24 protein-coding genes are annotated in these 23649 nt (G+C 53.6%); 14 read left to right on the top strand and 10 right to left on the bottom strand.

Annotated elements, in window-relative coordinates; translation table 11 throughout:
• Positions 1-44 precede the first annotated feature (44 nt).
• Positions 45-2258: a primosomal protein N' gene (locus tag ACJJIS_RS22445; RefSeq protein ID WP_475709124.1), complete on the bottom strand. Its 2214-nt coding sequence runs from the start codon at positions 2256-2258 to the stop codon at positions 45-47.
• Positions 2259-2588: 330 nt separating this feature from the next.
• Between ACJJIS_RS22445 and rpmE the strand changes: the two genes are divergently transcribed.
• The 9 genes from rpmE to rsd all read left to right on the top strand — a co-directional run bounded on the left by rpmE (position 2589) and on the right by rsd (position 9536).
• Positions 2589-2801: a 50S ribosomal protein L31 gene (gene rpmE / locus ACJJIS_RS22440; protein WP_108734996.1), complete on the top strand. Its 213-nt coding sequence runs from the start codon at positions 2589-2591 to the stop codon at positions 2799-2801.
• A 382-nt stretch (positions 2802-3183) separates the two neighbouring features.
• A complete protein-coding gene (locus ACJJIS_RS22435; protein WP_108734997.1) occupies positions 3184-4437 on the top strand; it encodes a malic enzyme-like NAD(P)-binding protein in 1254 nt (417 codons plus the stop codon).
• Positions 4438-4567: 130 nt separating this feature from the next.
• Positions 4568-4999, top strand: a complete 432-nt coding sequence (locus tag ACJJIS_RS22430; RefSeq protein WP_445362825.1) for a hypothetical protein — start codon at positions 4568-4570, stop codon at positions 4997-4999.
• A 40-nt stretch (positions 5000-5039) separates the two neighbouring features.
• Positions 5040-6668, top strand: coding sequence for a glutamate--cysteine ligase (gene gshA, locus ACJJIS_RS22425; RefSeq protein ID WP_444906867.1), 1629 nt, complete (start codon positions 5040-5042; stop codon positions 6666-6668).
• Between the two features lie 34 nt (positions 6669-6702).
• The gene (locus ACJJIS_RS22420; RefSeq protein WP_413663801.1) at positions 6703-7305 is read left to right on the top strand and encodes an acyl carrier protein phosphodiesterase; all 603 of its coding nucleotides are present in this window, start codon (positions 6703-6705) and stop codon (positions 7303-7305) included.
• A complete protein-coding gene (locus ACJJIS_RS22415) occupies positions 7302-7793 on the top strand; it encodes a disulfide bond formation protein B (protein ID WP_282930663.1) in 492 nt (163 codons plus the stop codon). Before ACJJIS_RS22420 ends, ACJJIS_RS22415 begins: the two co-directional genes overlap by 4 nt.
• A gap of 36 nt (positions 7794-7829) precedes the next feature.
• On the top strand, positions 7830-8216 hold the full coding sequence (locus tag ACJJIS_RS22410; protein ID WP_413663802.1) for a CidA/LrgA family protein: 387 nt from the start codon (positions 7830-7832) through the stop codon (positions 8214-8216).
• Positions 8213-8899, top strand: a complete 687-nt coding sequence (locus ACJJIS_RS22405) for an LrgB family protein (RefSeq protein WP_475709123.1) — start codon at positions 8213-8215, stop codon at positions 8897-8899. The genes ACJJIS_RS22410 and ACJJIS_RS22405 overlap by 4 nt, the downstream gene beginning before the upstream one ends.
• A 169-nt stretch (positions 8900-9068) precedes the next feature.
• Entirely contained in the window at positions 9069-9536 is a 468-nt protein-coding gene (rsd, locus tag ACJJIS_RS22400) for a sigma D regulator (RefSeq protein ID WP_413663804.1), read from the top strand.
• A 134-nt stretch (positions 9537-9670) separates the two neighbouring features.
• Here rsd and bamJ read toward each other — a convergent pair whose 3' ends face one another.
• A complete protein-coding gene (bamJ, locus tag ACJJIS_RS22395; RefSeq protein WP_444906864.1) occupies positions 9671-10459 on the bottom strand; it encodes an FKBP-type peptidyl-prolyl cis-trans isomerase in 789 nt (262 codons plus the stop codon).
• Between the two features lie 457 nt (positions 10460-10916).
• Here bamJ and ACJJIS_RS22390 point away from each other — a divergent pair, with 457 nt between their 5' ends.
• Complete coding sequence (locus ACJJIS_RS22390; protein ID WP_475709122.1) at positions 10917-11879, top strand: histidine kinase; 963 nt, start codon at positions 10917-10919, stop codon at positions 11877-11879.
• A 114-nt stretch (positions 11880-11993) separates the two neighbouring features.
• On the opposite strand, the gene ACJJIS_RS22385 is transcribed toward ACJJIS_RS22390, so the two are convergent.
• Positions 11994-12488, bottom strand: a complete 495-nt coding sequence (locus tag ACJJIS_RS22385) for a TIGR02444 family protein (protein ID WP_475709121.1) — start codon at positions 12486-12488, stop codon at positions 11994-11996.
• A 108-nt stretch (positions 12489-12596) separates the two neighbouring features.
• Here ACJJIS_RS22385 and ACJJIS_RS22380 point away from each other — a divergent pair, with 108 nt between their 5' ends.
• The gene (locus tag ACJJIS_RS22380) at positions 12597-14516 is read left to right on the top strand and encodes an ATP-binding cassette domain-containing protein (protein WP_475709120.1); all 1920 of its coding nucleotides are present in this window, start codon (positions 12597-12599) and stop codon (positions 14514-14516) included.
• Between the two features lie 86 nt (positions 14517-14602).
• On the opposite strand, the gene ACJJIS_RS22375 is transcribed toward ACJJIS_RS22380, so the two are convergent.
• Positions 14603-15541, bottom strand: coding sequence for an outer membrane beta-barrel protein (locus ACJJIS_RS22375; protein WP_475709119.1), 939 nt, complete (start codon positions 15539-15541; stop codon positions 14603-14605).
• Positions 15542-15744: 203 nt separating this feature from the next.
• Here ACJJIS_RS22375 and ACJJIS_RS22370 point away from each other — a divergent pair, with 203 nt between their 5' ends.
• Complete coding sequence (locus ACJJIS_RS22370) at positions 15745-16755, top strand: hypothetical protein (RefSeq protein WP_413663809.1); 1011 nt, start codon at positions 15745-15747, stop codon at positions 16753-16755.
• A gap of 73 nt (positions 16756-16828) precedes the next feature.
• On the opposite strand, the gene trmB is transcribed toward ACJJIS_RS22370, so the two are convergent.
• The 6 genes from trmB to ftsY all read right to left on the bottom strand — a co-directional run bounded on the left by trmB (position 16829) and on the right by ftsY (position 22025).
• A complete protein-coding gene (gene trmB / locus ACJJIS_RS22365; protein WP_475709118.1) occupies positions 16829-17614 on the bottom strand; it encodes a tRNA (guanosine(46)-N7)-methyltransferase TrmB in 786 nt (261 codons plus the stop codon).
• An 84-nt stretch (positions 17615-17698) separates the two neighbouring features.
• The gene (locus tag ACJJIS_RS22360; protein ID WP_444911805.1) at positions 17699-18076 is read right to left on the bottom strand and encodes a DUF423 domain-containing protein; all 378 of its coding nucleotides are present in this window, start codon (positions 18074-18076) and stop codon (positions 17699-17701) included.
• 108 nt (positions 18077-18184) lie between these two features.
• Positions 18185-19039 carry an RNA polymerase sigma factor RpoH gene (gene rpoH, locus ACJJIS_RS22355; RefSeq protein ID WP_282930650.1) on the bottom strand — a complete coding sequence of 285 codons (855 nt, stop codon included), beginning with the start codon at positions 19037-19039 and terminating at the stop codon, positions 18185-18187.
• A gap of 222 nt (positions 19040-19261) precedes the next feature.
• Positions 19262-20278: a permease-like cell division protein FtsX gene (gene ftsX, locus ACJJIS_RS22350; protein WP_444915170.1), complete on the bottom strand. Its 1017-nt coding sequence runs from the start codon at positions 20276-20278 to the stop codon at positions 19262-19264.
• Positions 20259-20945: a cell division ATP-binding protein FtsE gene (gene ftsE / locus ACJJIS_RS22345; protein WP_444895668.1), complete on the bottom strand. Its 687-nt coding sequence runs from the start codon at positions 20943-20945 to the stop codon at positions 20259-20261. Before ftsE ends, ftsX begins: the two co-directional genes overlap by 20 nt.
• Before the next feature lie 36 nt (positions 20946-20981).
• Positions 20982-22025: a signal recognition particle-docking protein FtsY gene (gene ftsY / locus ACJJIS_RS22340; RefSeq protein ID WP_444898273.1), complete on the bottom strand. Its 1044-nt coding sequence runs from the start codon at positions 22023-22025 to the stop codon at positions 20982-20984.
• Positions 22026-22458: 433 nt separating this feature from the next.
• Here ftsY and rsmD point away from each other — a divergent pair, with 433 nt between their 5' ends.
• Both rsmD and coaD read left to right on the top strand, forming a co-directional pair.
• Positions 22459-23049 (top strand): 16S rRNA (guanine(966)-N(2))-methyltransferase RsmD, encoded by a 591-nt coding sequence (rsmD, locus tag ACJJIS_RS22335; protein WP_444895667.1) that lies wholly within the window; start codon positions 22459-22461, stop codon positions 23047-23049.
• A gap of 86 nt (positions 23050-23135) precedes the next feature.
• Positions 23136-23612, top strand: a complete 477-nt coding sequence (gene coaD / locus ACJJIS_RS22330; RefSeq protein WP_282930647.1) for a pantetheine-phosphate adenylyltransferase — start codon at positions 23136-23138, stop codon at positions 23610-23612.
• Positions 23613-23649: the final 37 nt, after the last annotated feature.

Genomic DNA, 23649 nt, shown 5'->3' with positions numbered 1-23649 from the left:
ATTGTACCGCCAATTTAGTGCCAGGCGCGTAACCCAGCGCATATTCACGATAATTCCTGCGCATCCATATCCACAGCCCAGCGCAGGCGGCGATTTTTATTGCCCTCCGCCCAAGCACACACTCGCGCCAGCAGCGGCTGTAAGTGGGCTCGGTTTTGTGCAGTGACCTGAATATAAAATCGGAAGCGCCCGGATTTGCGTTCCAGTAGTGCCGGCACCGGCCCCAGATATTGGATCTGCGGCGATGGGGGTGCCAGGGACTGCATAAAGAGTCGCGCATTTTGTAGAAACTCTTCAGCCCAACCAGGCTCTTCACACTCCGCTCTCACCAGTGCCATAGCACTCGCGGGAGGCAACTGTGCAACCGTGCGATCCCTCAGCAACTGGCGCGCAAAAGCGCCATAGCCTTTTTCCAGCAGCAATTGTAAAAGCGGGTGCTCGGGGAAGCGGCTCTGAACCAATACCCGCCCACTGAGACTGCCGCGCCCCGCACGACCCGCCACCTGTTCCAATAACTGGCCGGTACGCTCTGGCGCGCGGAAATCTGCGCTGAACAGGCCGCCATCGGCATCCTGGATCACTACCAAAGTGACCTTGGGCAAATGGTGCCCCTTGGCCAGCATCTGGGTTCCCAGCAACAGGCAGGGCTCCCCCTCTCGCGCCGGTGCTAACAATTTATCCAGCGCCTGTTTGCTCGCCGTGGTATCCCGGTCCACACGTATCACCGGGTAGTCGGCAAAGCGACGGGCCAACAGTTCCTCGCTGCGCTCCGTGCCGGCACCCAGGGCCGAGATCGAACGGCTGTGACATTGTGGACAGCTATCAACCAGCGGGCGGCGGTAATCGCAGTGGTGGCAGCGCAACTGGCGTTGCCGCCGGTGCATAGTCAGCTTGCTCGAGCAGTGCGGGCAGTCCGCCAGCCAGCCGCAATCATCACAAGTCAGCGCGGGAGCAAAGCCGCGCCGGTTGATAAACACCAGGGCCTGCTCACCTCGCGCTAGGGTATCGCCGATATGGCGCAGCACCTGGGGAGAAAATCCCTCTTCCAAAGGCTCCCGCAGTGTCGGTACTACGTGAATTTGCGGCGGCTTGGCATCACCGGCGCGATAGCGCATACGCAGGTGTTGATAGCGCCCATTCAGAGCGTTGTGCAAGGTTTCCAGAGAGGGCGTGGCCGAACCCAAAACCACCGGCACATTATTATTGCGCCCCAAAACCACGGCCAAGTCCCGGGCCGAATAGCGCACACCGTCCTGCTGTTTAAAAGAAGCATCGTGTTCTTCATCGACAATCACAACGCCGAGCCTGGGCAGGGGGGTCATAATGGCTGAACGGGTGCCGATCACAATATCTGCCTGCCCACCCGCTGCCGCCAACCAGGATTGAGCGCGCTCGCCGTCGGCCAAGCCAGAGTGCAGCGCTGCAATACTGTGCTTGGGAAATCGTGCGGCAATACGCCTCAGCGTTTGCGGCGTAAGTCCAATCTCCGGCACCAATAACAATGCCTGGCGGCCGCCATCCAGAACCCGCTGCATCAGGCGCAGATAAACTTCGGTCTTGCCACTGCCGGTGGTGCCCTCCAGTAGTGAGGCAGAAAAGCTGCTGCAATCGATACTGTCGAGCACCTGTTGCTGTTCGCTGTTCAGCTCCGGGGCCGCTGTGCTCTCTGCAGCGGGCAATGGCGCAGGTACGGTAGGGCCTAGAATCCACTCCACCAGGCCGCGATCCTGCAGGGCACGAATCACGGGGGTATTGTGGCCGAGGGCCTTAAGGTGGGTTCGGCTCTGCTTGCCATCACTCAACAGCAACTGGAACAGAGCCTGCTGCTTGGGCGCGCGCGCCAGTGCAGTTTCCGGTAAGCCCTTTCCCTCTGTCGTGAGCTGAAGCCACTGCTCCGCCCAATGATCAGACGGCTTACCTTTGCGCAGCGCCACGGGCAGGGCAGCGGCGTAGACCTCGCCGAGGGGCGCCTGGTAATAGTCGGCAATCCAGGACAGCAGCTTGCGGCTGCCATCACCAAACAGGACCTCCGAATCCACCAGTTCCAGCGCTAGCTTCAAACTGCTGTGCGGCGACTCCTGCACTATATCCAATAGTACTGCCACTAACTTACGCCCGGCAAAGGGCACCCAGAGGCGCTGGCCGGGCCGCAGTGACTCCGGCGACAGTCCCTCTGGCGGCAAATAGTCAAACAAGCGCCTCAGGGGCACGGGCACTGCCAGCCTTAAAATGACTCTTTGTTGGACTGACTCCTGCACCTGGCCCCCACTCACTCAAACAAAAGGCGCTAGTGTAATAGCAGATGTGGCAAGTTGCAGGGCTTCGTCGGGGATAATGGTTGTTATGACCGAATTGGCGACTTAGGCGTCACTGAGGAATTAGTGAGGTCAATTGTTATCAAAGCTGTTGTGCAATGCTAACAAGTGGCCATCCTCAGTTATTTCGCCACCCAATTGTGCTTGAACCGCGACATTAATCTGATAGTATGCGCCGACTTTTTAAACAGCCTGGAACCATACTGGTTCCTGCACCAATGACGATGCCGTGCTCGGCAAAAGATCGAGTGGCGGTTTCGAAAAGAGGCAATCATGAAAGCAGATATCCATCCTAACTACACCGACATCTCCGCTACCTGTTCCTGCGGCAATGTTGTAAAAACCCGCTCCACTCTGGGCAAAGACCTGCAAATCGACGTTTGCTCCCAGTGTCACCCTTTCTACACTGGCAAGCAGAAGCAGGCTACCACTGGTGGTCGTGTTGACCGTTTCAAGAAGCGTTTCGGCAGCCGTATCGGCAAATAATCCGGGCTCTTCGCTCGAATGGACCCGCCGCTTGCGGCAGGGTCCATTCCAAAAAGGCACCTCGCTCTGCGATGGTGCCTTTTTTGTATCTACTCATTCCCCATCATATCCAGCAGCCGTAAGCGTCTGTGTACAAAATCAAAATCGACTTGAATCGCTTAACCTTACCGCTATTGGCGACCATTTTATCCTTATAAATCAAAATATTGCGGCTATTTATCCCGAAAATCGTCGATAGGCACGATAAAAATAGAAGCCCGTACCACATATTGCAGATTTTCACGCTTGTAGCGCCAAGCTTCCCTCGGTTATTCTCTGGCCCCCGCAGTAACCGGGATAACACTTAAGTGTTGCCCACAGTATTCGAGAGAAAAGCCCCCAAATGACGGATTCATTGCGCCAGGCAGCGCTCGATTACCACGCGCTCCCCAGTCCCGGCAAACTTTCAGTAGAACTGACAACCCCTGCCGAAACCCAGGAAGACCTGTCCCTGGCTTACAGTCCCGGCGTTGCCGAACCGGTGCGAGAAATCGCCAAGGACCCAGAAGCAGCTTATCGATACACCGGCAAAGGTAATCTGGTAGCAGTCATTTCCAATGGCAGTGCCATTCTCGGTCTCGGCAATCTGGGCCCGCTGGCCTCAAAACCCGTGATGGAAGGCAAGTCTCTGCTGTTTAAACGCTTTGCCGATATCAACTCAGTAGATATCGAAGTTGATGCCAGCAGCCCGGAACAATTTATTCAGACCGTGGCCTCGATCGCCAACACCTTCGGTGGCATCAACCTCGAAGATATTAAGGCGCCCGAGTGCTTCCATATTGAAGAGACCCTGATCGAGCGCTGCCCGGTACCGGTTTTTCACGACGATCAGCACGGTACTGCCATTGTGACCGTTGCCGGTATGCTCAATGCCCTGGAGATTCAGGGTAAGAAAATCAGTGAAGTGCATATGGTCTGCCTGGGCGCAGGTGCCGCCGCGACCGCCTGCTGCAAACTACTGCTGGCCGCCGGAGCGCGCAAAGAGCAGATCACCATGCTCGACAGCCGTGGGGTTATCCACTCGGGTCGCACGGATATCAACGCCTACAAAGGAGAGTGGGCGCGGGATACCGATATGCGCACCCTCGACGACGCCATCGCCGGTGCGGATGTATTCCTCGGTGTGTCCGGTCCGGACCTGCTCTCCGCCGAGCAGCTACAGCGCATGGCACCAAAACCGGTGGTCTTCGCCTGCTCCAACCCCAACCCGGAGATTAAACCCGAGTTGGCTCACAGTGTGCGCGACGACCTGATTATGGCCACAGGCCGCTCCGACTACCCGAACCAGGTTAATAACGTCCTCTGCTTCCCGTTTATTTTCCGGGGTGCCCTGGATGTTCGCGCTGCGCGCATTAATGAAGAGATGAAACTGGCAGCGATCGAGGCGATCCGCAAAATTGCCCACCTGCCGGTGCCGGATTCAGTGCGCGAAGGTTATGGCGGTATCGAACTCAGCTTCGGACCCAACTATATCCTGCCCAAGCCAACCGACCCGCGTTTACTGCCTGAGGTGGCTTCGGCTGTAGCTCGAGCCGCCGTAGACAGTGGCTGTGCGCGCCTGCCCTACCCGGACAACTATCCCCTGGAAACCCTGTAAAGATCACAGATTTCCTCACTTAACCCGTTAGAGCAGGCATTTACCGCTTTCGCTCTAACGGAGTTCTTGAGCCATAAAGCCCCCGTCGCTAAACTGCCTTTCTGTCACAGCATCAAAGTTGCCCAACATAATGAGTCATGTGTACGTGCTGACCAATCAGCACCAGCAGTTCCTGAGTAAAAGCGGCGAATGGACCGATGGCCGCGAGCCGAACAAACTGTTTCGCAGCGAGCATAAAGACGTCGCTATCAACCAGATGTTCGAGGCTAATACTCGCAATGTGAGCCTACGCATTGAATTGCTACTGTGCGAACTCAGCATTAAGGGGCAGCCCCAGATCCCCGAGGAAGCTCTGGCACCGGTATCCAGTGATGTGAGTCAGGGTGACCCTGAAATCACCCCCTCAACACCTGAGGAACTGCCAGAGCAGGCCAACCCGGAGATAGAACCCCAGCCTGCGCCTGAAGTCGCACCGGAAGAAGCGCCTGAGGTTGCCCCGGAACCAGCGCCCGCTGAAACGCCCGCACAGCCTGACGAAAACAAATCTGAATCCGCCGCCTGAGCGCCAGAACATTCAGCACCGGCACAGAGAGTCGCCCGAGATGGCAGCGATAAAGAAGCGTTCCGGTAGTACCAAGGAGATTCGAGTGCCCATTTCCCACCTGGCCGCGCTATCGCAAGCCAAACCAGCCCAACTGCTCAAAGGCATCCTCCGCGGTGTCGAGAAAGAAAGCCTGCGTGTCGCTCCCGATGGCGCCCTTGCGCAAACGCCGCATACCACAGCGCTGGGCTCCGCACTCACCCATGAGAGTATTACTACCGACTTCTCCGAGGCCCTACTGGAATTTATTACGCCGCCAGTAGCGACCCCTGAGGAAGCGTTACAGGTCTTGGATCGTATCCACCGCTACACCTACAACCAGATCGGTGACGAGCGCCTGTGGGTTAACAGCATGCCCTGTGCGATTGGCGAAGATAAAGATATTCCCGTTGCCCGCTACGGCAGCTCTCACAGCGGCACAATGAAAACTATTTACCGGCTGGGCCTGGGGTTGCGCTACGGCCGCGCCATGCAGACTATCGCCGGTATCCACTACAACTTTTCGCTTCCTGAAGAGTTCTGGCTGTGGCTGCATGAAATCGAAGGCAGCAGTGAGGATTTAAAAAGTTTTAAAACCCGTCGCTACTTCGATCTAATTCGTAATTTCCGCCGCAATTACTGGTTGCTGATTTACCTGTTTGGCGCCGCACCTGCGGTATGCGCTTCTTTTGTCGATGGTCGCGAGCACAGTCTTGAGCCCTTCAATGGGGATGACCACACTCTGCACGTGCCCCACGCTACGTCCCTGCGTATGGGCGACCTGGGCTACAACAGCAACGTGCAGCAGTCACTAGTGGTTTGCTACAACGACCTGCGCAGCTATTTATCGACGCTCTGTTCAGCGATCAGCAGTTCCTACGGCCCCTACCAGGAAATGGGGGTTAAAAATGAAGGCGGCGACTACCAGCAATTGTCCACAGGCATACTGCAAATCGAGAATGAGTTTTACTCACCGATCCGTCCCAAAAACCCCGCCAAACGCGGCGAAACAGCGCTGTCTGCCCTGGATAATCGCGGTGTTGAATATGTTGAAGTGCGCTGTCTCGACCTGAACCCCTTCGCCCCCCTGGGAATTGACGCCCAGCAGATGCGCTTTCTCGATAGCTTCCTGCTGCACTGCCTGCTCACTGACAGCCCCAAAACCAGTGATGCCGATTACCGCAGTACCCAGGAGAACCAACAGCGTATCGTCTACCGGGGTCACGAACCGGAACTAACACTGCTGGATAACGGTGGCGAGCGTAAACTGAGCGACTGGGCCACCCAATTATTGGAAGAGGTCGACTCAGTGGCAGAACTGCTGGATAACGCCTGGGGCGGCTCGCAATACCGCGGCTCAGTGGGCGTGCAGAAGGCCAAGGTGAAAGGGGATATCCTCACACCGGCACAGCAGATACTGGCAGAGATGCGCGGACAAAACATTACCTTTTCCCAGTGGGCTATGGATAAAGCCGAACAGCACCGCCGCTACTTCCTGGAGCGCCCTCTGGACAGCGACTATCTGCAAGACTTCCTACAGCAGGCAGAAACCTCACTGCTCAAGCAAAAAGAAATTGAAGCGCAGGATAGCGGTACTTTTGAAACATTCCTGAGCCGTTACTATGCCCAATACAACTGCTGCCAGGACTAGCGGCTGATACAGTGCCGCAGCCTGAGCGAGGCTTATGAACTATCTGGCACACCTGTTACTGTCCGGGCCCAATCCGCGCTGGCGACTGGGCGGGCTCCTGGGGGACTTTGTTAAAGGTCCCCTGGATGACAGTTGGCCAACGGATATTGAGCATGGTATTCGCCTGCACCGTCGCATCGATGCCATCACCGATGCTCACCCGGCCTACCGGGATGCCCTGTCACAACTGGACCCGCGCTGGCGTCGCTATGCCGGTATCGCACTGGATATATGGTTTGATCACCTGTTGGCAGAAAACTGGCAGCAGTGGCACTCTGAAGCGCTGGATGAGTTTTGCCGGCGCTGTTGGAGAGACTTTCATTTCGACAGCCGGTATATTCCGCCACGCGCAATGGCATTTATTGAGCGCGCCGAGCAAATTAAACTGCTACAAAGTTACCGCGAGGAGCGGGTAATCGAGCTGACCCTGGAGCGGGTTGGACAGCGGTTGCGCCGCCCGGTAGCACTGCAGGAGCTACTGCCTGAACTTATCGCCGGGCGGAACAAACTGGAAAGCAATTTCAATAAACTATTAACCGACTTGAATCTCGAAGCGAACCGCTTTCGACAGCACTATTCAGGACCCGAATTACCATGACCTTACCCAACCCGCGCATCACTTTTCTTCTGGTCTTCCTAATGGTGGCCTTTTTACTCGGCTCCGCCTTTTATCTCGAGTACGTGCAGGGGCTGGAGCCTTGCAAATTGTGTATTACCCAGCGGGTAATGCTATTGGGTGTTGGTGTAGTTTCGTTGATCGCATTCCTGCACAACCCAGCCACCATTGGCCGTCGTGTCTACGGCCTGCTGGTATCCCTGTGGGCAATGGGCGGTCTCTACTTTGCCGGTCGCCAACTGTGGCTGCAAAGCCTGCCGGAAGACCAAGTGCCGGCCTGTGGTCCAAGCGTCAGCTATATGATTGAAGTTTTCCCGATGGCCGATGTGCTCAAGGCGCTGCTGAGCGGCGATGGCAATTGTGCTGAAGTACAGTGGACCATGATGGGCCTGAGTATCCCCGGTTGGGCCGCTATCGGTTTTGCCGGTCTGATCCTGTTCGGTGGCTGGCAAGCATTCCGCAGAGCTTAACAATCTCCGGCGGCTTTACCGGCCGCCATCTCCTACATGTCAAAATCCACGCTGCACAACATACTCCGCTGGCTGGGGGGAGCTGCCATTCTGGTTGCCTGTACCTGGCTGGGCAATTTCACCAGCTCAAGCCTGTCACTACCCATTCCGGGATCTGTCATAGGGATGCTGATGCTACTGGTGATTCTCGTGTTCAATGGTGGGGCTCCCGCAGGCCTTGCCAAAGTCAGCTCACAACTGCTTTATCTATTGCCGCTGTTATTGCTACCGGCGGCTGTCGGGGTATTTTTTTTCCAGGGCCTGACTCTATCCGACTGGCTAGCCTTAATCGCCGCTATTGTGATTGGCACACTGATCAGTATCGCTATTTGCGCACAGCTATTAAAGAAATTGCTGATTCGCTCTGGGGGTAATAGAGAGTGAATGAATTTCTGGCGAGCCCAATCTTTGTATTGCCCTTGAATATCATAGCTTTTCTTGTCGGCGTTACCCTTTACCGGTGCTACAAGACTGTTCTGCTGCACCCTATCATCAGCGCTAGCATTTTGACCGCAATAACATTGAGTGCTCTCCATATCCCCTATGAGAGTTACCAGGGCTCCAGTGCATTACTGTACAGCTTGCTAGGGCCAGCAGTTGTTGCCCTGGCTGTCCCTCTCAAACAAAATCTAGTGATTATCCGCAAAGCCGGCTGGCCGCTACTTGTCACTATTTTTGTGGGTGCGATTTTGGCCCCAGTTATAGCGGTATTAATCGCCTTGGTATTTGGCGCGGGCAAGTCAGTACTACTGGCGTTGAGCGGCAAATCTATTACCACACCCATCGCATTGGCCCTAGCGGAAACAATCCACGCTTCTCTCAGCCTCACTGCAGCTATTGTGGTCTTGACCGGGGTGGTCGGTGCTATCGCTGGCCCAGCTCTAATGAGTAGGCTCAATATTCACGATGAGCGCATTGTCGGTATCGTACTCGGCATCAATGCCCACGCGGTGGGGACCGCGCGGGCATTAGAAATCAGCGCCCTGTGCGGCGCCTGTGCAGCGTTGGCGATGGGTACCTGCGGTGCGCTCACCGCGCTGATTTTGCCGCTCATTATCAGTGGATAAAACACCCTAGATTTGCTCCACCGAAGATCGCCGCAGGCATCGTTGTATTCTGGCGTAGATCACACTCTGCGCCTTGCCGTCGGCGGGGGAATCTCCTATCTTCTTAGGGCCTTCGGGATCAGCAATAAAGCTGGCTATCACGGCAACAGTAACCAAAGGATTCTTGGAGATGCTGGAAAATTGTAAATCTGCGCGCGAGCGCTGGGGTGGCGTCAGTGAAATCATTGACCGCTGGCTACAGTCCCGACAAATCCTGCTGGTAAGTTACTACCATCTATCTGAGAAGAAAGAATTTAACGATGGGGATTCGGAGACCGAGAACGGTGTTCGTCATCTTTGCCAGTTGCTGGTGGACTACGTCTCTGCGGGACACTTTGAGGTATACGAACAGCTCATACTTGAAGGCCAGGCTTTTGATGATAAACAGGGGCTGCAACAAGCGCGGGAACTCTATCGGGATATTGATGTGACCACTGATGTCGCTGTCGATTTCAATGATAAGTACCAGGAAACCGACGATCTATCCAGCCTGAACCCGGATTTGTCACAGCTGGGGGAAGCACTGGAAACCCGCTTTAGTTCCGAGGATCGAATGATCGCACTTTTGCACACAGCCCATAAAAACCAGCTGGTCTAAAAAACTGAATTCATCACTGTAAAGGCGATGGGAAGCCGGCGCCTTTAATCGAATATTTTTGCTGTTGATTTTTCAAGGTAAAAAATAAAGGCGCCCATTGGGCGCCTTTATTGAATCCAAAGTAGTAAATTTAATTACTCGCTTTTGGGCTCTTCTTTTTTCTCTTCTTTTTTCTCGGCGCCATCTTCCTTGCCAACATTGGCTTTGTGCAGCTCCACTTCAAAAATCAGCGTTGCGTTAGGGCCGATCTTACCGCCTGCACCACCCGGGCCATATGCCAGCTCGGAGGGGATGTAAAGCTCCCACTTGGAACCCTCTTTCATCAGTTGCAACGCTTCGGTCCAACCTTTGATGACACCATTAACCGGGAACTGGACCGGCTCACCACGGGCGTAAGAGCTATCAAACTCTTCACCATTAATCAGGGTACCCTTGTAGTCCACTTCAACAGTGCTGTTCTCACTGGGCTGGCCGCCGGAACCCTCAGTAATCACTTTGTACTGCAGGCCGGAATCAGTGGTAACAACACCATCTTTCTTGGCATTCTCTTCGAGGAAGGCTTTTCCTTCCTGCAGGTTTTTATCAGCAGTTTCTTTGAATTCTTTCTCTTGCTGAGCCAGCATTTCCTGCTGCTTCTTCTGCATTTGCTCTTGGAAGGCAGCGATAGTTTGCTGCTTTTCTTCTTCAGTCAAACGGGATTCATGGCCGCTGGAGACATCCTTAAGAGCCATCATCACTACTTGGGGATCTAATTTCACATCCTGAGCTTCAAGGCGCTTCGCCATATCTTCGGCAATGATGTAGCTGACCTTCTTCTCCTGGGTGTCCAGGGCAACTTCTTTTTCCTGCTTAGATCCCTGTTCGTTACAGCCGGTCAGCGCCAGGCCAAGGGCAATTGCTGCAGCCAAAGGGTATTTATTCATGGGTGTTGTCTCTTTGTCCGTATTGCGTTGAATGATTCGCGCTTGACCCTGGGTCAATGCCTGCGGCGGCTTATCAAGTAATCCTGAATCGGCCCTTAGCCTCCAGGCGCACCTTTTCCGCCAGTCCGCTCAAGTCTAACCTAAGGCGACTGCAAGTGCATACCGATGACGCGCACACTGTGCAGGACACCACATTCCACCTTAAGGTTCCAGGGACCAGCGAGAAAAAAATACATTTACAGCACTATTTTCGCTGCTTACGGCATACATTTTTTTTAAAAACAGCGCTATTATCGACCAGTCGCCGGTTATTGTTCCGGACTGTTTGAGGTGCTTTTCAGTTTCAGAACAATTTACAGTGTTCAGATCCCCGATTTAAATATGTCTATTACAGATAGATCTGATCCGTACACTGTCCGGATGTTCCAATTGATAATAAACGTCAGGACATTTACTCATGGCTGCCAAACAAAGAGCTGTCAATTCAGTCGCAGAACTGGAAGCACAAATTTCCAAGCTAACCGTCAAGCTGGACAAAGCCCGCAACAAGAAAGTTACCGATGCCGGCAAAAGTGTTTTAAAAGCCGGAAAAGCACTGACTTCCGCAAAAGAAAAATTAGCTAAAGCGAAAACCAAACTAGTAGACGCTAGAACTGCAGCCAAGACACGAAAGACAGCTGCCACTCAAAAGCGTGTAGAAACCGCCAAGGCCAATGTAGAAAAGCATAACGAAGTACTCCAGCAAGCAAAGGCATCACACGCCGAAGCAAAGGGTACTGAGTCCCAGGCAAAAGCCGAGCTGAAAGCTGCCGAAGCTGTACGTAAGGCCGGTGTAAAAGCAGAAAAACTGCTGAACAAATCCAAGCCAAAAGCCCGTAAAGCTACCACCTCAAAAAAAGTAGCCGCTCCTAAAGCAACAGCAGCAAAGAGCCGCACTAAAGCAAGCACTACCAACACCACCAAAACAGCGAAAAAGACAGTGGCAAAAAAAGCCACAGAAAAGAAAACTAGTGCCAAGAAAGCGCCGGCAAAAACCGCCGCTGCCACTAAAGCAGTAAAGAAAACTCCCGCAAAGAAAGCCTCCTCTGCTGCGAAAAAAGCGCCAGCCAAGAAAGCTTCTACTGCCGAGAAAAAAACTTCAGCGAAGAAAGCTCCAGCTAAAACTACTGCTGCCAAAAAACCAGCGGCGAGCAAACCCTCTACGGAAGCCAAGCCTGCAACAGTCAAGCCAAGCGTGGAAACTCCGAAGGTGAAGGCTGCCAGCAAGCCAGAAACCGTAGAGAAGCCCAAAGACGATTCAAAAACCATGGCTCCAGCTGAGCAGCAGAAACCTATGGATACTCCGCGCCCAGCAGCAACGATTACTCCTAGCACTCCGGCAAACAGCCTGTTTTCTTCGGAGCAACCCAGCGGCGAGTAGTCTCGGAACTCCTCGCAGCCAAATACGCTGCTGCTTAATTGAGCTCTGTACTTTTCACGACTGTATTACCGGCGACCCCAGAAAGTACAGTGCCCAGAGGGGTGTAACAGTGGCTTAACCCGCTGCCCCCCTGTGAGCCAAGTAGCTTTCGATCAGGCCCGCCCAGCGGGCCTGATCTTTTTGCTGCAAACCATATTGCTGGGATGCTAGCTCCAGTGCAGAACGATCCCCCGGCCAGTCCTCAGCATAAATTTTCCACAGCGCAGCCAACTGCAACTGCTCCAGCTTCAATTCATAGCGTTTACACAGTGCGTAGGCCCGCTGGGTATGGGGGCGCAAACTCCCCAACCAACGACGCAGGTGCCGCACACTGCGAATCATTCGCCTGCGCGGCGCAACGCCTCGATCTGCGACTCTCCATCCCTCTTCACTGATTTCCTTGCCACAAACGGCTGTATAGCTCGCCCACAGTAGAAGACACACGTCAGCGCCATTTCTGTCTTGGCAGTCAAGTAGGAACTGTTCGACATCCTGGTAGGCATAAAAGTCCAAGCTGAACTGCCAGAGGGGGTTTTCCTTGGGGGAAGATGGAGGTGAAGTATTTGTCACGTTAGAATCCCGACCCTTTGCTGATCGGCATAGTGCCCCAGTCTCTGTGGAGTCCGGGTCTGTTCAATAGCCTAGCATTCATCGGCCTATTCATATGAGGTTTTTCCAGTGATCAATTTACAAGGGGTTTCTCTGCACCGAGGTGAGCGCGACTTGCTTGACAGCGCAGATTGCAGAATCTTCCCCGGCCACAAAGTCGGAATTATCGGTGCCAACGGCTGTGGCAAGTCAACTCTGTTCAAACTGCTGCTTGGACAACTGGAAACCGATGCAGGGCGGGTAGACCTCCCCAGCACCTGGCGTATCTCCCATATGGCTCAAGAGGTAGAAGCTAGTGAGCAGTCAGCACTGGATTACGTTTTAGACGGCGATAGCGAGTTGCGGCTATTGCAAAAGCAACTGGCAGAGGCCGAAGCGAGCGGCGATACCGACGGTCACAAACTGGCAGAACTGCACGAGCGCATGGCCAGTATTGATGGCTATAGTGGCCCGGCGCGCGCCGCGCAACTCCTCGACGGGCTCGGCTTTTCCCACGAAGAGCAACAGCGCCCCGTTCGCAGCTTCTCAGGTGGCTGGCGTATTCGCCTCAATTTGGGCCGTGCCCTGATGTGCCCCGCAGATCTTATGCTATTGGACGAGCCCACCAACCACTTGGATCTGGATGCCACCCTTTGGCTGGAACAGTGGCTGCAACGCTTCCCCGGTACCCTGCTGATTATTTCCCACGACCGCGACTTTCTCGATGCAGTGGTCGACGGCATTGTCAGTTTTGAACAGCAAAAACTGGTCTTGTACAGCGGCAATTACAGTGCCTTCGAGCGCGCTCGCGCTGAGCGCCTGGCCCAGCAGCAAATACAGTTTGAAAAACAGCAAGCCGAACGCGCACATATGGAAGACTTTGTGCGGCGCTTTCGCGCCAAAGCGAGCAAGGCCAAGCAGGCACAAAGCCGCCTGAAAGCCCTGGACCGGATGGCTCTGATTGCCCCAGCCCATGTGGATTCCCCTTTTCATTTTACTTTGCCATCCTCAGAGAAAACCTCTAATCCGTTAATCGACCTGCGCGAGGCGGATATCGGCTATGCCGAAAAAATAGTGGTGAAGAACGTTCAGCTGGGCATTCAACCGGGACGCCGTATCGGCCTGCTCGGCCCCAATGGTGCGGGCAAGTCTTCTCTAATCAAAACCCTGGCTGGCACACTCGCCCCCCTCAGCGGCGAGCGCCAATGTGGCGAACACTTGGCCATCGGCTACTTCGCCCAGCATCAGCTGGAAGCACTGGATAGCAACGGTTCCCCATTGCTGCACCTGCAAAGGCTGAGCCCCGATGCCTCGGAGCAATCGCTGCGGGATTTTCTCGGCGGCTACGGTTTTATCGGCGATCGGGTTTTCGAAACGGTAGGGGGCTTTTCCGGCGGTGAAAAAGCCCGTTTAGCCCTGGCACTACTGGCCTGGCAAAAACCTAACCTGTTGCTTCTCGATGAACCGACAAACCACCTTGATTTGGAAATGCGCCACGCCCTGACCCTGGCGCTGGCGGAGTTTCCCGGTGCCGTCATATTGGTTTCCCACGATCGTCATCTACTGGCCAATACTGCCGACGAATTTATTCTGGTGGCCAATGGCCGCGCCGAACCCTATAGCGGCGACCTTGATGACTACAAACAGTGGCTGCTCGGCTTTAACCGGGAAAAGAAACGCAAAGAGGAGAGCCCCTCCACTGTTACTGGCACAGAGGAAAAAGCCCCTGAGGATAAGAAGGCCCAAAGGCGCGCCGCCGCCGCTCTACGCGAACAACTGAAGCCCCTGACCAACAAACTCAAGAATATTGAGCGACAGATGGCTACGGCAGAAAAGGCATTGGCCGCAGTACAGGAAAAACTTGCCGATGAAGCGCTATATAGCGGCGGCCAGCAGGAAGAAATAGCTCGACTTAATAAAGAGCAGTCGGAGCAGCAGGAATTAATGGAAGAACTGGAAATGGAATGGCTGGAAATTTCTGAGAAGCTCGAAGAAATTCGCAGCGAGTAATTTTATAGAAAATCATTTTAAACAATATCTTCAGCGGGCTTCAGAACTTTTCTGCCGCCCGCTGAAGAAATCGATTTTAGTTGCCCTTAACGAATACAACCGTATTCATCCACTGCAATACCAATCGGTGTATTTGGGCATTGATCGATATAGCTGGGTACACCATCAAAATCTGTATCCAGCGGGCAGCCATCTAATTGCACATCGATTCCCACTGGGGTCTGCGGACATTGATCAGTGGCATCAATAACACCATCGGCATCTTCGTCATACCAAAAATCCGGATATTCAAGCCATTGATAGCCGACCGCCAAGCTGGCAAAACCATCGACACCACCTTCTTCGACCCCCTGGAAAAGCCGTATATCTGCGCGGGCCTGCCAACGGGGCCCCAGGTGATATTTAATTCCCATTCCCACATTCACCATATTTTGCCGGTCATGCCAGTCACAATGGTTAGGCGGGTAGGGATAATGGTGGCCGTCTGGCCGATCCTCAGGGACATAGAATTTCTTACGACAATCCCAAGGATAGGGATAGTATGGGTCGTAGGGATGATCCGGATCATAGACATACTTTGGGTCATCTGGATGCCAGTGTTTTTTACGGTAACGCCGGTCGTAATTAATACGCATTTCACCCAGGCCAAACGCGACATAGGGCTGCCAACAAAAATTACCGCAGAACTGCCCTCCAAATTGATATAGGAGATCTATGCGGTAGTTATACACATCTACTTTCTCGGGCGTATCCGCAACACTCACGACGAAATAGTCGACAACCCCTTCCATCGCCCAATGATTTGTCATGTTAAAGCCAAAACCGGCACCGACACCTGAGGTATCTCGCATTTCAAAACCACGAAATGGTGTGCCTTGTAGGCGGTCGCCATCAAACCAATGCTTACCCCCATTAACATAGAGGTTTAAAGTTCCAACAAAATCAGCACGGACTTCAGAAACTGTAAAGAGTAAGATAAACGGCAGGCTATAGAGAAATGAAAGCAGAGGGTCACGCCTTCTCATTAGAAACACCAAGATTCCTTCCTTGATCAACCCCCCAAATTATTATTAACATCAATATCTATTAATAAAAATAATTCGGTTTTGTTTTCGCGATGCTTCCTGAATCCGGTTCTTATTGGAAATAAAATTCGATAATCACAGCACCACTAGAAGCATAGACGGCTAGTGGCGAAAAACAGTAATAAAGACAGGAGAGTTAACCCTTGCTGGCACCCAATATCGATAACTATGTTAGGAACTTGGTTCACCCACAAAACATACAAACCACCTGCTATGTCCCCAAAAGTATCCGTGAGTACGCACAGGACTTCCAAAATAATTCCAATAGCAACAGTAAGTGGTATCACAAGCGCAGTAGTGATGGACTAACCCGGATCGACCAATTAGTAAGCCAGGCAGTACAAATTCAAACAAATGATTATGGAAGGATTACCCGTGTCGCCAAAGTACTAGTGGAAACCCTATATACCTGGCTTACTGGATTTGATCCCTCCACACCCACCAAGCTACTCGATAGCGATGGAATAACACGCCGTAAAGATGCCGTTTTAGCTTTACTCGGTGGAGCTTACTGCTGGTATCGACAGGCCAGTGAAGCTTTCAGCTCTGAGAGGAGAGCAATATCCAACATCGAAGCCCATTTGGACGTCCCTTTCTCACTATTTAATTACCGATTTAGCCGCAGTGGTTTTAATCTGCACACAGTGACAACACTGTTATACCGTGGCGATACCCGCCCACCACAGAAGCTGTGGCAAGCCGGGGGATTCTTTCCCTGGATGAATCAAAATGGCCGCTTTGATCCGCACTTGGGTACCGGAGCATCTAACCAAGTCATCTCAACCACTACCAATGCAAATATTGTTGCGCGCTTTGCCTGGCACAACAAAACTTATTGCCCAAAAAGGTATTATTTTGTGCATGGAACAAATGAGGGTGATTTAGCCACTACCGGTTTTATCTATGAACTCGATAAAAGAAACCACCAATGCGTAGAGGTTTCCACTGTCACCCAGGGACGTGAAGTTGCCTTTATGGCTATTCCCAACCAATTTATTCGCCGCTTTCGCATGCGTTATTTTGCGGGCACCCAAAATAATATTGAACTGTCGGACTGGATGTCTTATGACAGTAACACCATCCGCAACCTGAATGTTGTCGAAGACAAGCGCCGATGGGAAGCCGCCAAGAAAAACTGGAATGAGTTTTTCTAACAATAGAGGTGGGTTGTTGCTTGCCACTGGTGCCATGTTAGCACCGGTAGCAAGCATTGATCGTCAGTGCGAATTATTCGCCTTTGGACTCTTCAGCGGTTGACGCATCTACGTCAGAGGTAGTGAGCGGCAGCGCTTCACCAGGTAACCTGCGGTATACCAGATCCCAAACACCGTGCCCCAGTCTCTGCCCTCGACGCTCAAACTTGGTCTCTGGGCGCCATTCTGGCCGGGTGACATAATCACCCTCACTAGCGGTATTTTCTAGCAGGTTTTCACCCTGCAATACTTCCAGCATATGCTCGGCATAATTCTCCCAATCTGTCGCCATATGCATAAGACCGCCGGTTTTTAACTTGCTGCAAATCAGGCGAACAAATTCCGGCTGCACTATCCGGCGCTTGTGGTGCTTCTTCTTGTGCCAGGGGTCAGGGAAGTACAGCTGGAAACGATCCAGGCTCCCATCGGCAATACAATCGTTTAGGACATCGACCGCATCGGCCATGTAAACACGCAGGTTTTTGATACCTGCCTTGCCGGCATTATTGATCAACCGGCCAACCCCCGGCGGGTGTACTTCAATACCAATAAAATCCTTATCTGGCTCGGCTTCAGCCATGGCCAGCAGGGAGTCACCCATACCGAAACCGATCTCTAACGCCAGTGGCGCCTCGCGGCCAAAGACCTGTTGGCGATCCAGAGGTCCATCAAATAGGGAGAGTCCATACTGCCCCCAATAATTGTCAAAGGCATTGCGCTGCCCCTCTGTCATTCGCCCCGCGCGAATCACATAGCTGCGGATAGATTTCTTCTTAAATTCTGTGCGGTAGGGAAAATCTTCCGCAGATTCGTCTTGCATTGTTCGCGACCTCTTATGCGAAACGGTTTATATCTTGATGTTTTATTCGGGCTCGGTATCTGAGTGTAAGCCCTGAAAAGCTGGCTACTTAGAGAAATTAAATGCGGCAAAAAACAGGACTACCCAACCGGCAATCATCATCAGCCCACCGAGAGGGGTGATTGGACCTAACCATCGGGGGCCTCCCAGTACCAGGGCATAGAGACTGCCGGAGAAGAAGATAATACCGAAAGTAAAAAGAGCACCGCTCAGGGTCAGCGATAAACGGTTTCCCCAGTTTTGCATGAGTAGTACCACACCAAACAGCGCCAGGGCGTGGATCATCTGGTACTGGACTCCGGTTTTATAGGCCTCTAGCAGGTTCTCTGCCACTTTACCGCGCAGGCCGTGAGCCCCAAACGCCCCCAGAGCCACACCACTGGCGCCAAAGAGTGCGCACAGCAGCAGATAGAGTTTGGCCATTACCTTCCCTTTTTGTTTTACCTAGTGGTGACAGGTATGCCTGTAACAGGCGGGACAAAAAAAACCGCGCTACTGCGCGGTTTTCTACCCGTGTACCAGAACGCCGATTTAGGCTTCCATAGCAGCACGCACTTTCTTCATGGCATTTTTTTCCAGCTGGCGAATTCGCTCAGCGGAAACACCATACTTATCAGCCAACTCATGCAATGTGGATTTCTCCTCACTGAGCCAGCGGGCCTGAATAATATCGCGGCTGCGATCATCCAGTTGTGCCATGGCACTGGCGAGGCTGGTCAAGTTGGTTTCCTGCCAGTTATCCCGCTCAAGCTGGGCGGCCGGATCAAAACTGCGGTCTTCCAGATAGTGAGCCGGAGCCTGCCAGGCGGTATCGTCATCGTCATCGACACCCGCATCAAAAGCCGCATCGTGTGCAGCCAGGCGGCCTTCCATTTCATGGACCTGGGTGACATCCACATTCAGGTCTTTGGCGACGGCCTTAGCTTCTGCATTGGTCAACCAGGCGAGTTTTTTCTTCTGACCGCGCAGGTTGAAGAATAATTTGCGCTGCGCCTTGGTGGTGGCAATTTTAACAATACGCCAGTTGCGCAGAATAAATTCGTGGATTTCAGCTTTAATCCAATGTACCGCAAAGGATACCAGGCGCACTCCCTTTTCGGGATTGAAGCGTTTGACGGCCTTCATCAAACCGACATTACCTTCCTGAATCAGGTCGGCTTCATTGAGCCCGTAGCCGGAATAAGATTTGGCGATATGCACTACAAAGCGCAGGTGTGACATGACCAGCTGGCGTGCAGCATCGAGATTTTCGCGGTAATAGAGGTCTTCTGCCAGGTGCTTTTCCTGTTCAGCGGTCAGTACGTCAAAACCACTGACGGTCTGGATATAAGCTCCCAGGTTGGCGCCCGGAGACAGCGTATGCACTGGCTGTAGGCTGGTTCCCATTCAGGTCTCTCCTGTCATTATTAGTCGGCCGATATTACCGGCCGCTGCCGGCGGATACTGTATCCGGCGACAAGCTGGACTCAGTGTAGCACTTGCACGGGCAGATAAGAAAGCCCGCCAACAACTACCGTATTCTGTTGTATTTCGCGGAATTAGAGGGGCTTTTTACGCCTCAGGTTCCCTTTGCCAGAACACTTTACCCTTCTTGATCAGACTCACCGGTCAGCGGGGTTCTATCTTGCGAGTGTGTCGCGCTACCGCAAGCCAAGCCCCTAATAGGCCCAGCGAGGAGGCCCCCAAAGTTAATTGAAAGAAGTAACTGGCGCCCGGCCCTCTCAGTTCGAAGCTGCTGCCATAACTTGATGACAGACTCTCAACTGGCCCAGACAACATAGCCACACCACCTGTAAGCAACAGCCACGCCAACAACCCGCCAAATAGCCCATAACAAATGCCACTGTAAAGGAACGGCCGTCGCACAAACGCATTAGTGCCGCCAACGAGCTTTACTACCAGGATCTCCTCCCGACGACTTTCGATATGCAGTCGTATGGTATTGATCACCACCAATACCACTCCCAGCGCCAATAACAGGGCTAGACCTGCGGAGAGACGCTGTCCCAGTTCGGTGATCTGGGCGAGGCGCTGGACCCAGGCAAGATCCAAGACCACTGAATCCGTCAGTGCCTGGGCTCTCAGATTCTCCACCAAAGCCTGTAGTTTATCGCCGTCCTTCGCATCCCTTGGCCGCAGCAACAGCACTGCCGGCAGGGGGTTGGCATCCAGGCCAACCAATACATCCCCAAGCCCCGAGGCCTGTTCAAACTCTGCCAGGGCATCTTCCGGGGAGACATAAGTTACCTCCGCGATAGCGGGGTCACTGCGCAATTTGTCGGCCAGGGAATTAACCGCAGCCTGTCTCGCATCTTTGTGCAGAAAAACAGAAATTTGTGGCTGCCCATCCCAACCAGCCACCGCGCGCTGGAAATTCAACAGGCCCAATTGCAATGCCGCCGGCAGGGCCAGGGCAATAGCAATCACCAACGCCGTCATTGCACTGGCCATCGGTGCGCTAAAAAATCGACTGACAGAGTCGGCGGCCATCTCACGGTGATGCCCCAACCAGCTATTCCATCGATCGCCCAACCCTGTTTGTGCAACAACAGCGCCGGTGCTGCGCACACGTTTGTCTGCGGCAGGGTTGGCCTGCCGTTGCGCTTTAGCTTGGGTGTACTTCACGGCTCGGAACTCCGTCGTATATCAGTTGGCCAGCCTGTAGGGTCAATACCCGTCGGCGCATCCGTGCAATCAGTTCCAAGTCGTGGCTCGCCACCAGCACCGTAACTCCCACTGCGTTAAAGTCGGCGAATAACTGCATGATTTCCTGCGAGAGTGTTGGGTCCAGGTTGCCGGTGGGCTCATCGGCAACCAATATCGCGGGCTTGTTAACGACTGCGCGGGCAATCCCAACCCGCTGCTGCTCACCACCAGACAACATAATGGGATTTTGCTTTTCCTTGTGCAGCAAGCCGACCTTATCCAGGGCTGCGCGAACCCGACGCCCCACCTCGCGCTTATTGCAACCAGCAACAGACAAGGGCAGGGCAATATTGTCAAAAACGCTGCGGTCAAATAGCAGCTGGTGATTCTGGAAGACAATACCCAGATTGCGGCGGTAGTAGGGGATCTGGCCATTGCGCAGGCGGTTGAGATTCTGTCCGGCGACAAGAATACTGCCCTTAGTAGGGCGCTCAATCGCGGTCAGGAGTCTCAGTAAAGTACTTTTACCCGCACCGGAGTGACCGGTGAGAAATACCATATCGCCACGGGGGATTTCCAGGCTGACTCGCACCAGGGCATCCTGCCCCGATACGTAACGCTTGTTCACATTATCGAAAGTGATCACGGCTTCTGTTGTTCTTGTTATTTCCTAGGCGAATTATCAGGCCTTATCGCGGCCAAACAGGGCGGATACGAACTCACGAGCGCGGAATGGCTGTAGATCTTCCGCCTGCTCACCCACACCGATAAAACGCACCGGGATACCGAAACGACGAGCCAGGGCAAAGATAACGCCGCCTTTGGCAGTACCATCCAATTTGGTCAGCACCAAGCCAGTAACGCCGGCCGCCTCACGGAACTGAGAGGCCTGGTTAATCGCATTTTGGCCAGTGCCAGCATCCAGTACCAACAGCACCTCGTGGGGCGCACTGGGGTCCAATTTGCCCATCACCCGGCGCACCTTGGACAACTCCTCCATCAAGTTGGATTTGGTGTGCAGGCGCCCGGCGGTATCGGCAATTACCACATCGACGCCGCGCGCCTGGGCAGACTGAACCGCATCGAAAATAACTGACGCACTGTCAGCACCGGTATGCTGCGCTACAACCGGTACATCGTGGCGCTGCCCCCAAACCTGCAGCTGCTCAACTGCTGCGGCACGGAATGTATCACCGGCAGCCAACATCACCGACTTGCCTTCACCGAGAAAGCGGTGGGCCAGCTTGCCGATTGTTGTGGTTTTACCCACACCGTTTACGCCCACTACCAGAATGACGTAAGGCTTCTTGCTGATATCGATTTCCAGGGGAGCATCAACACTATCGAGTAAGTCAGCCAGCTCCTGCTGCAGTGCCTTGTAAAGTGCATCGCCATCGGCCAATTCCCGACGGGATACCCGTTCGGTCAGGCGCTCGACGATCTCGCTGGTAGCCTCAACTCCTACATCTGCCATTAACAGCTGTGTTTCAAGTTCTTCCAGCAGATCTTCATCGATTTCCTTGGCCCCGAGGAACAGGTTTCCCATCCCCTCGACAAACTGGTTGCTGGTGCGGCTGAGGCCGCGACGAATACGCGCAAAGAAACCCTCTTTCTTTTTGGCTTCCGGTTTCGGCTGCTCTTTGGCTCTGGGTTTTGGAGCTGGCTCGGGCTGAATCGGGGCTGGCTTTTCGGCTTCCTCTTTTACAGGCTCTGCTGCTACAGCCACCTGGGGGGCTTCGACAACGGCCTCCGGCTCGCCCGCCGCATCAGCATGCTGCGCCCAGCCGGCACTTTCCTCTTGGGGGACAGAAGCTGGGGCAGTGGGTTCATCGATAGGGGCCTTTGCCTCCTCCAGAGCGGAGGTTTCTCCCTGGGCAGACGACTTTTCCTCTATGTCTGAGGGCATTTTGTCCAGCGCCGAGGGCTCTTTATCTAGAGCTGAAGGCTCTTTCTCTAGCGCTGAAGGCTCTGGGCTCTGCGCCGATGATTCCTCTTCAGACGCAGCAGTGACCTCCGCCTGGGATTGCTGGGGCTCACTTTGTTCGGGCTTGCGCTTCTTCTTTTTGCGCAGGAAGTCAAAAATCATTCGTATGTCCGGATGTACCGCTTGCAGAAAGACGCTAATCTTAGCATCGCTAAGCCCCCAGTAGAGAGTTACCTTGGCCAGAAGTTCATCCCGAAAGCAAAGCCCGCAAAACCTTTCACAGTTACGCATCATTGGCGGACAGTGGCGCGGGCGAAAATTACAGTTTGCCCCAGTGGAGGGCTTGAGACCTACCGGCGACCGACTGCGGGAGGTTCTGTTTAACTGGCTGCAGTTCTACCTGCCCGACGCCCGCTGCCTGGACCTCTTTGCCGGTTCAGGAGCCCTGGGTCTGGAGGCGCTATCCCGAGGCGCCGGTTCGGTAGATTTTGTCGAGCTGAATACTCGCGCTGCGCGAACCCTGGCGGAACAGTTAAAACAGTTAAACGCCCGGGAAGCCAAAGTCCATAACTGTAGTGCAGAAGAGTTCCTCGGAAGTAATGGAAGTAAATACGACCTCGTATTTATCGATCCCCCTTTTGCTGACAATCTTTGGCAGGCAACTCTAGGCGCCCTGTCCGGCCATCTTTCGCAGGATGCATTAATCTATGTGGAAACACCGCGAGACACAGTGGTTGCATCCGTACCTGGCTGGGAACAGGAAAAAGAAAAACGTGCAGGACAGGTGTGTATGCGCTTGTTTCGCCGCGCCGGCCCATCGGTTTAGGGAAGAATAAAAAGATTCGGTTTTGACCTTAGCCGTAAATTGTTTACCATTCGCATCCCATTCGGCCCGCATTTAAGCCCTGGCGTATGAAAAAAGTCGTCTATCCCGGAACCTTCGATCCCATCACCAATGGTCACTTGGACTTGGTGGAGCGCGCATGCCGCTTGTTTGACCACGTTATCGTGGCTGTGGCTGCCAGCAACCGCAAAAACCCCCTGTTCACCTTAGAGGAGCGGGTAGAACTTTCACAAAAAGTTCTCGGCCACCTGCCCAATGTCGAAGTCATTGGATTCGATATCCTGCTCGCCGACCTGGTGCGCCAGGTAGATGCTTATGGCGTACTGCGCGGTCTGCGCGCGGTGTCCGACTTTGAATACGAGTTCCAATTGGCCAATATGAACCGCCAGTTAGCGCCCAATATGGAAAGCCTGTTCCTGACACCGGCAGAACATTTGTCCTACATTTCATCCTCTTTAGTGCGTGAAATTGCCTCCCTGGGCGGCGATGTCACCAAGTTTGTTCCGGCTGCTGTACAAAGCGCGCTGGAAGAGAAATTTCGTTAAGCCGGAATCTGGCTATTTCTGATACACTCGAGCGGAT

Source organism: Microbulbifer maximicatervae (SeqCode) (assembly GCF_056231245.1).
The sequence above is the reverse complement of the archived record's forward strand: the minus strand, read 5'-3'. Positions and strand labels throughout refer to the sequence as shown.

Coding starts and splice junctions, on each gene's coding strand:
- ACJJIS_RS22430 (WP_445362825.1), top strand. CDS start 4,568: ATGAGTCATGTGTACGTGCTGACCAATCAGCACCAGCAGTTCCTGAGT.
- ACJJIS_RS22410 (WP_413663802.1), top strand. CDS start 7,830: ATGTCAAAATCCACGCTGCACAACATACTCCGCTGGCTGGGGGGAGCT.
- coaD (WP_282930647.1), top strand. CDS start 23,136: ATGAAAAAAGTCGTCTATCCCGGAACCTTCGATCCCATCACCAATGGT.
- ACJJIS_RS22420 (WP_413663801.1), top strand. CDS start 6,703: ATGAACTATCTGGCACACCTGTTACTGTCCGGGCCCAATCCGCGCTGG.
- rpmE (WP_108734996.1), top strand. CDS start 2,589: ATGAAAGCAGATATCCATCCTAACTACACCGACATCTCCGCTACCTGT.
- ACJJIS_RS22435 (WP_108734997.1), top strand. CDS start 3,184: ATGACGGATTCATTGCGCCAGGCAGCGCTCGATTACCACGCGCTCCCC.
- gshA (WP_444906867.1), top strand. CDS start 5,040: ATGGCAGCGATAAAGAAGCGTTCCGGTAGTACCAAGGAGATTCGAGTG.
- ACJJIS_RS22360 (WP_444911805.1), bottom strand. CDS start 18,076: ATGGCCAAACTCTATCTGCTGCTGTGCGCACTCTTTGGCGCCAGTGGT.
- ACJJIS_RS22415 (WP_282930663.1), top strand. CDS start 7,302: ATGACCTTACCCAACCCGCGCATCACTTTTCTTCTGGTCTTCCTAATG.
- rsd (WP_413663804.1), top strand. CDS start 9,069: ATGCTGGAAAATTGTAAATCTGCGCGCGAGCGCTGGGGTGGCGTCAGT.
- rpoH (WP_282930650.1), bottom strand. CDS start 19,039: ATGGGAACCAGCCTACAGCCAGTGCATACGCTGTCTCCGGGCGCCAAC.
- ACJJIS_RS22390 (WP_475709122.1), top strand. CDS start 10,917: ATGGCTGCCAAACAAAGAGCTGTCAATTCAGTCGCAGAACTGGAAGCA.
- trmB (WP_475709118.1), bottom strand. CDS start 17,614: ATGCAAGACGAATCTGCGGAAGATTTTCCCTACCGCACAGAATTTAAG.
- bamJ (WP_444906864.1), bottom strand. CDS start 10,459: ATGAATAAATACCCTTTGGCTGCAGCAATTGCCCTTGGCCTGGCGCTG.
- ACJJIS_RS22375 (WP_475709119.1), bottom strand. CDS start 15,541: ATGAGAAGGCGTGACCCTCTGCTTTCATTTCTCTATAGCCTGCCGTTT.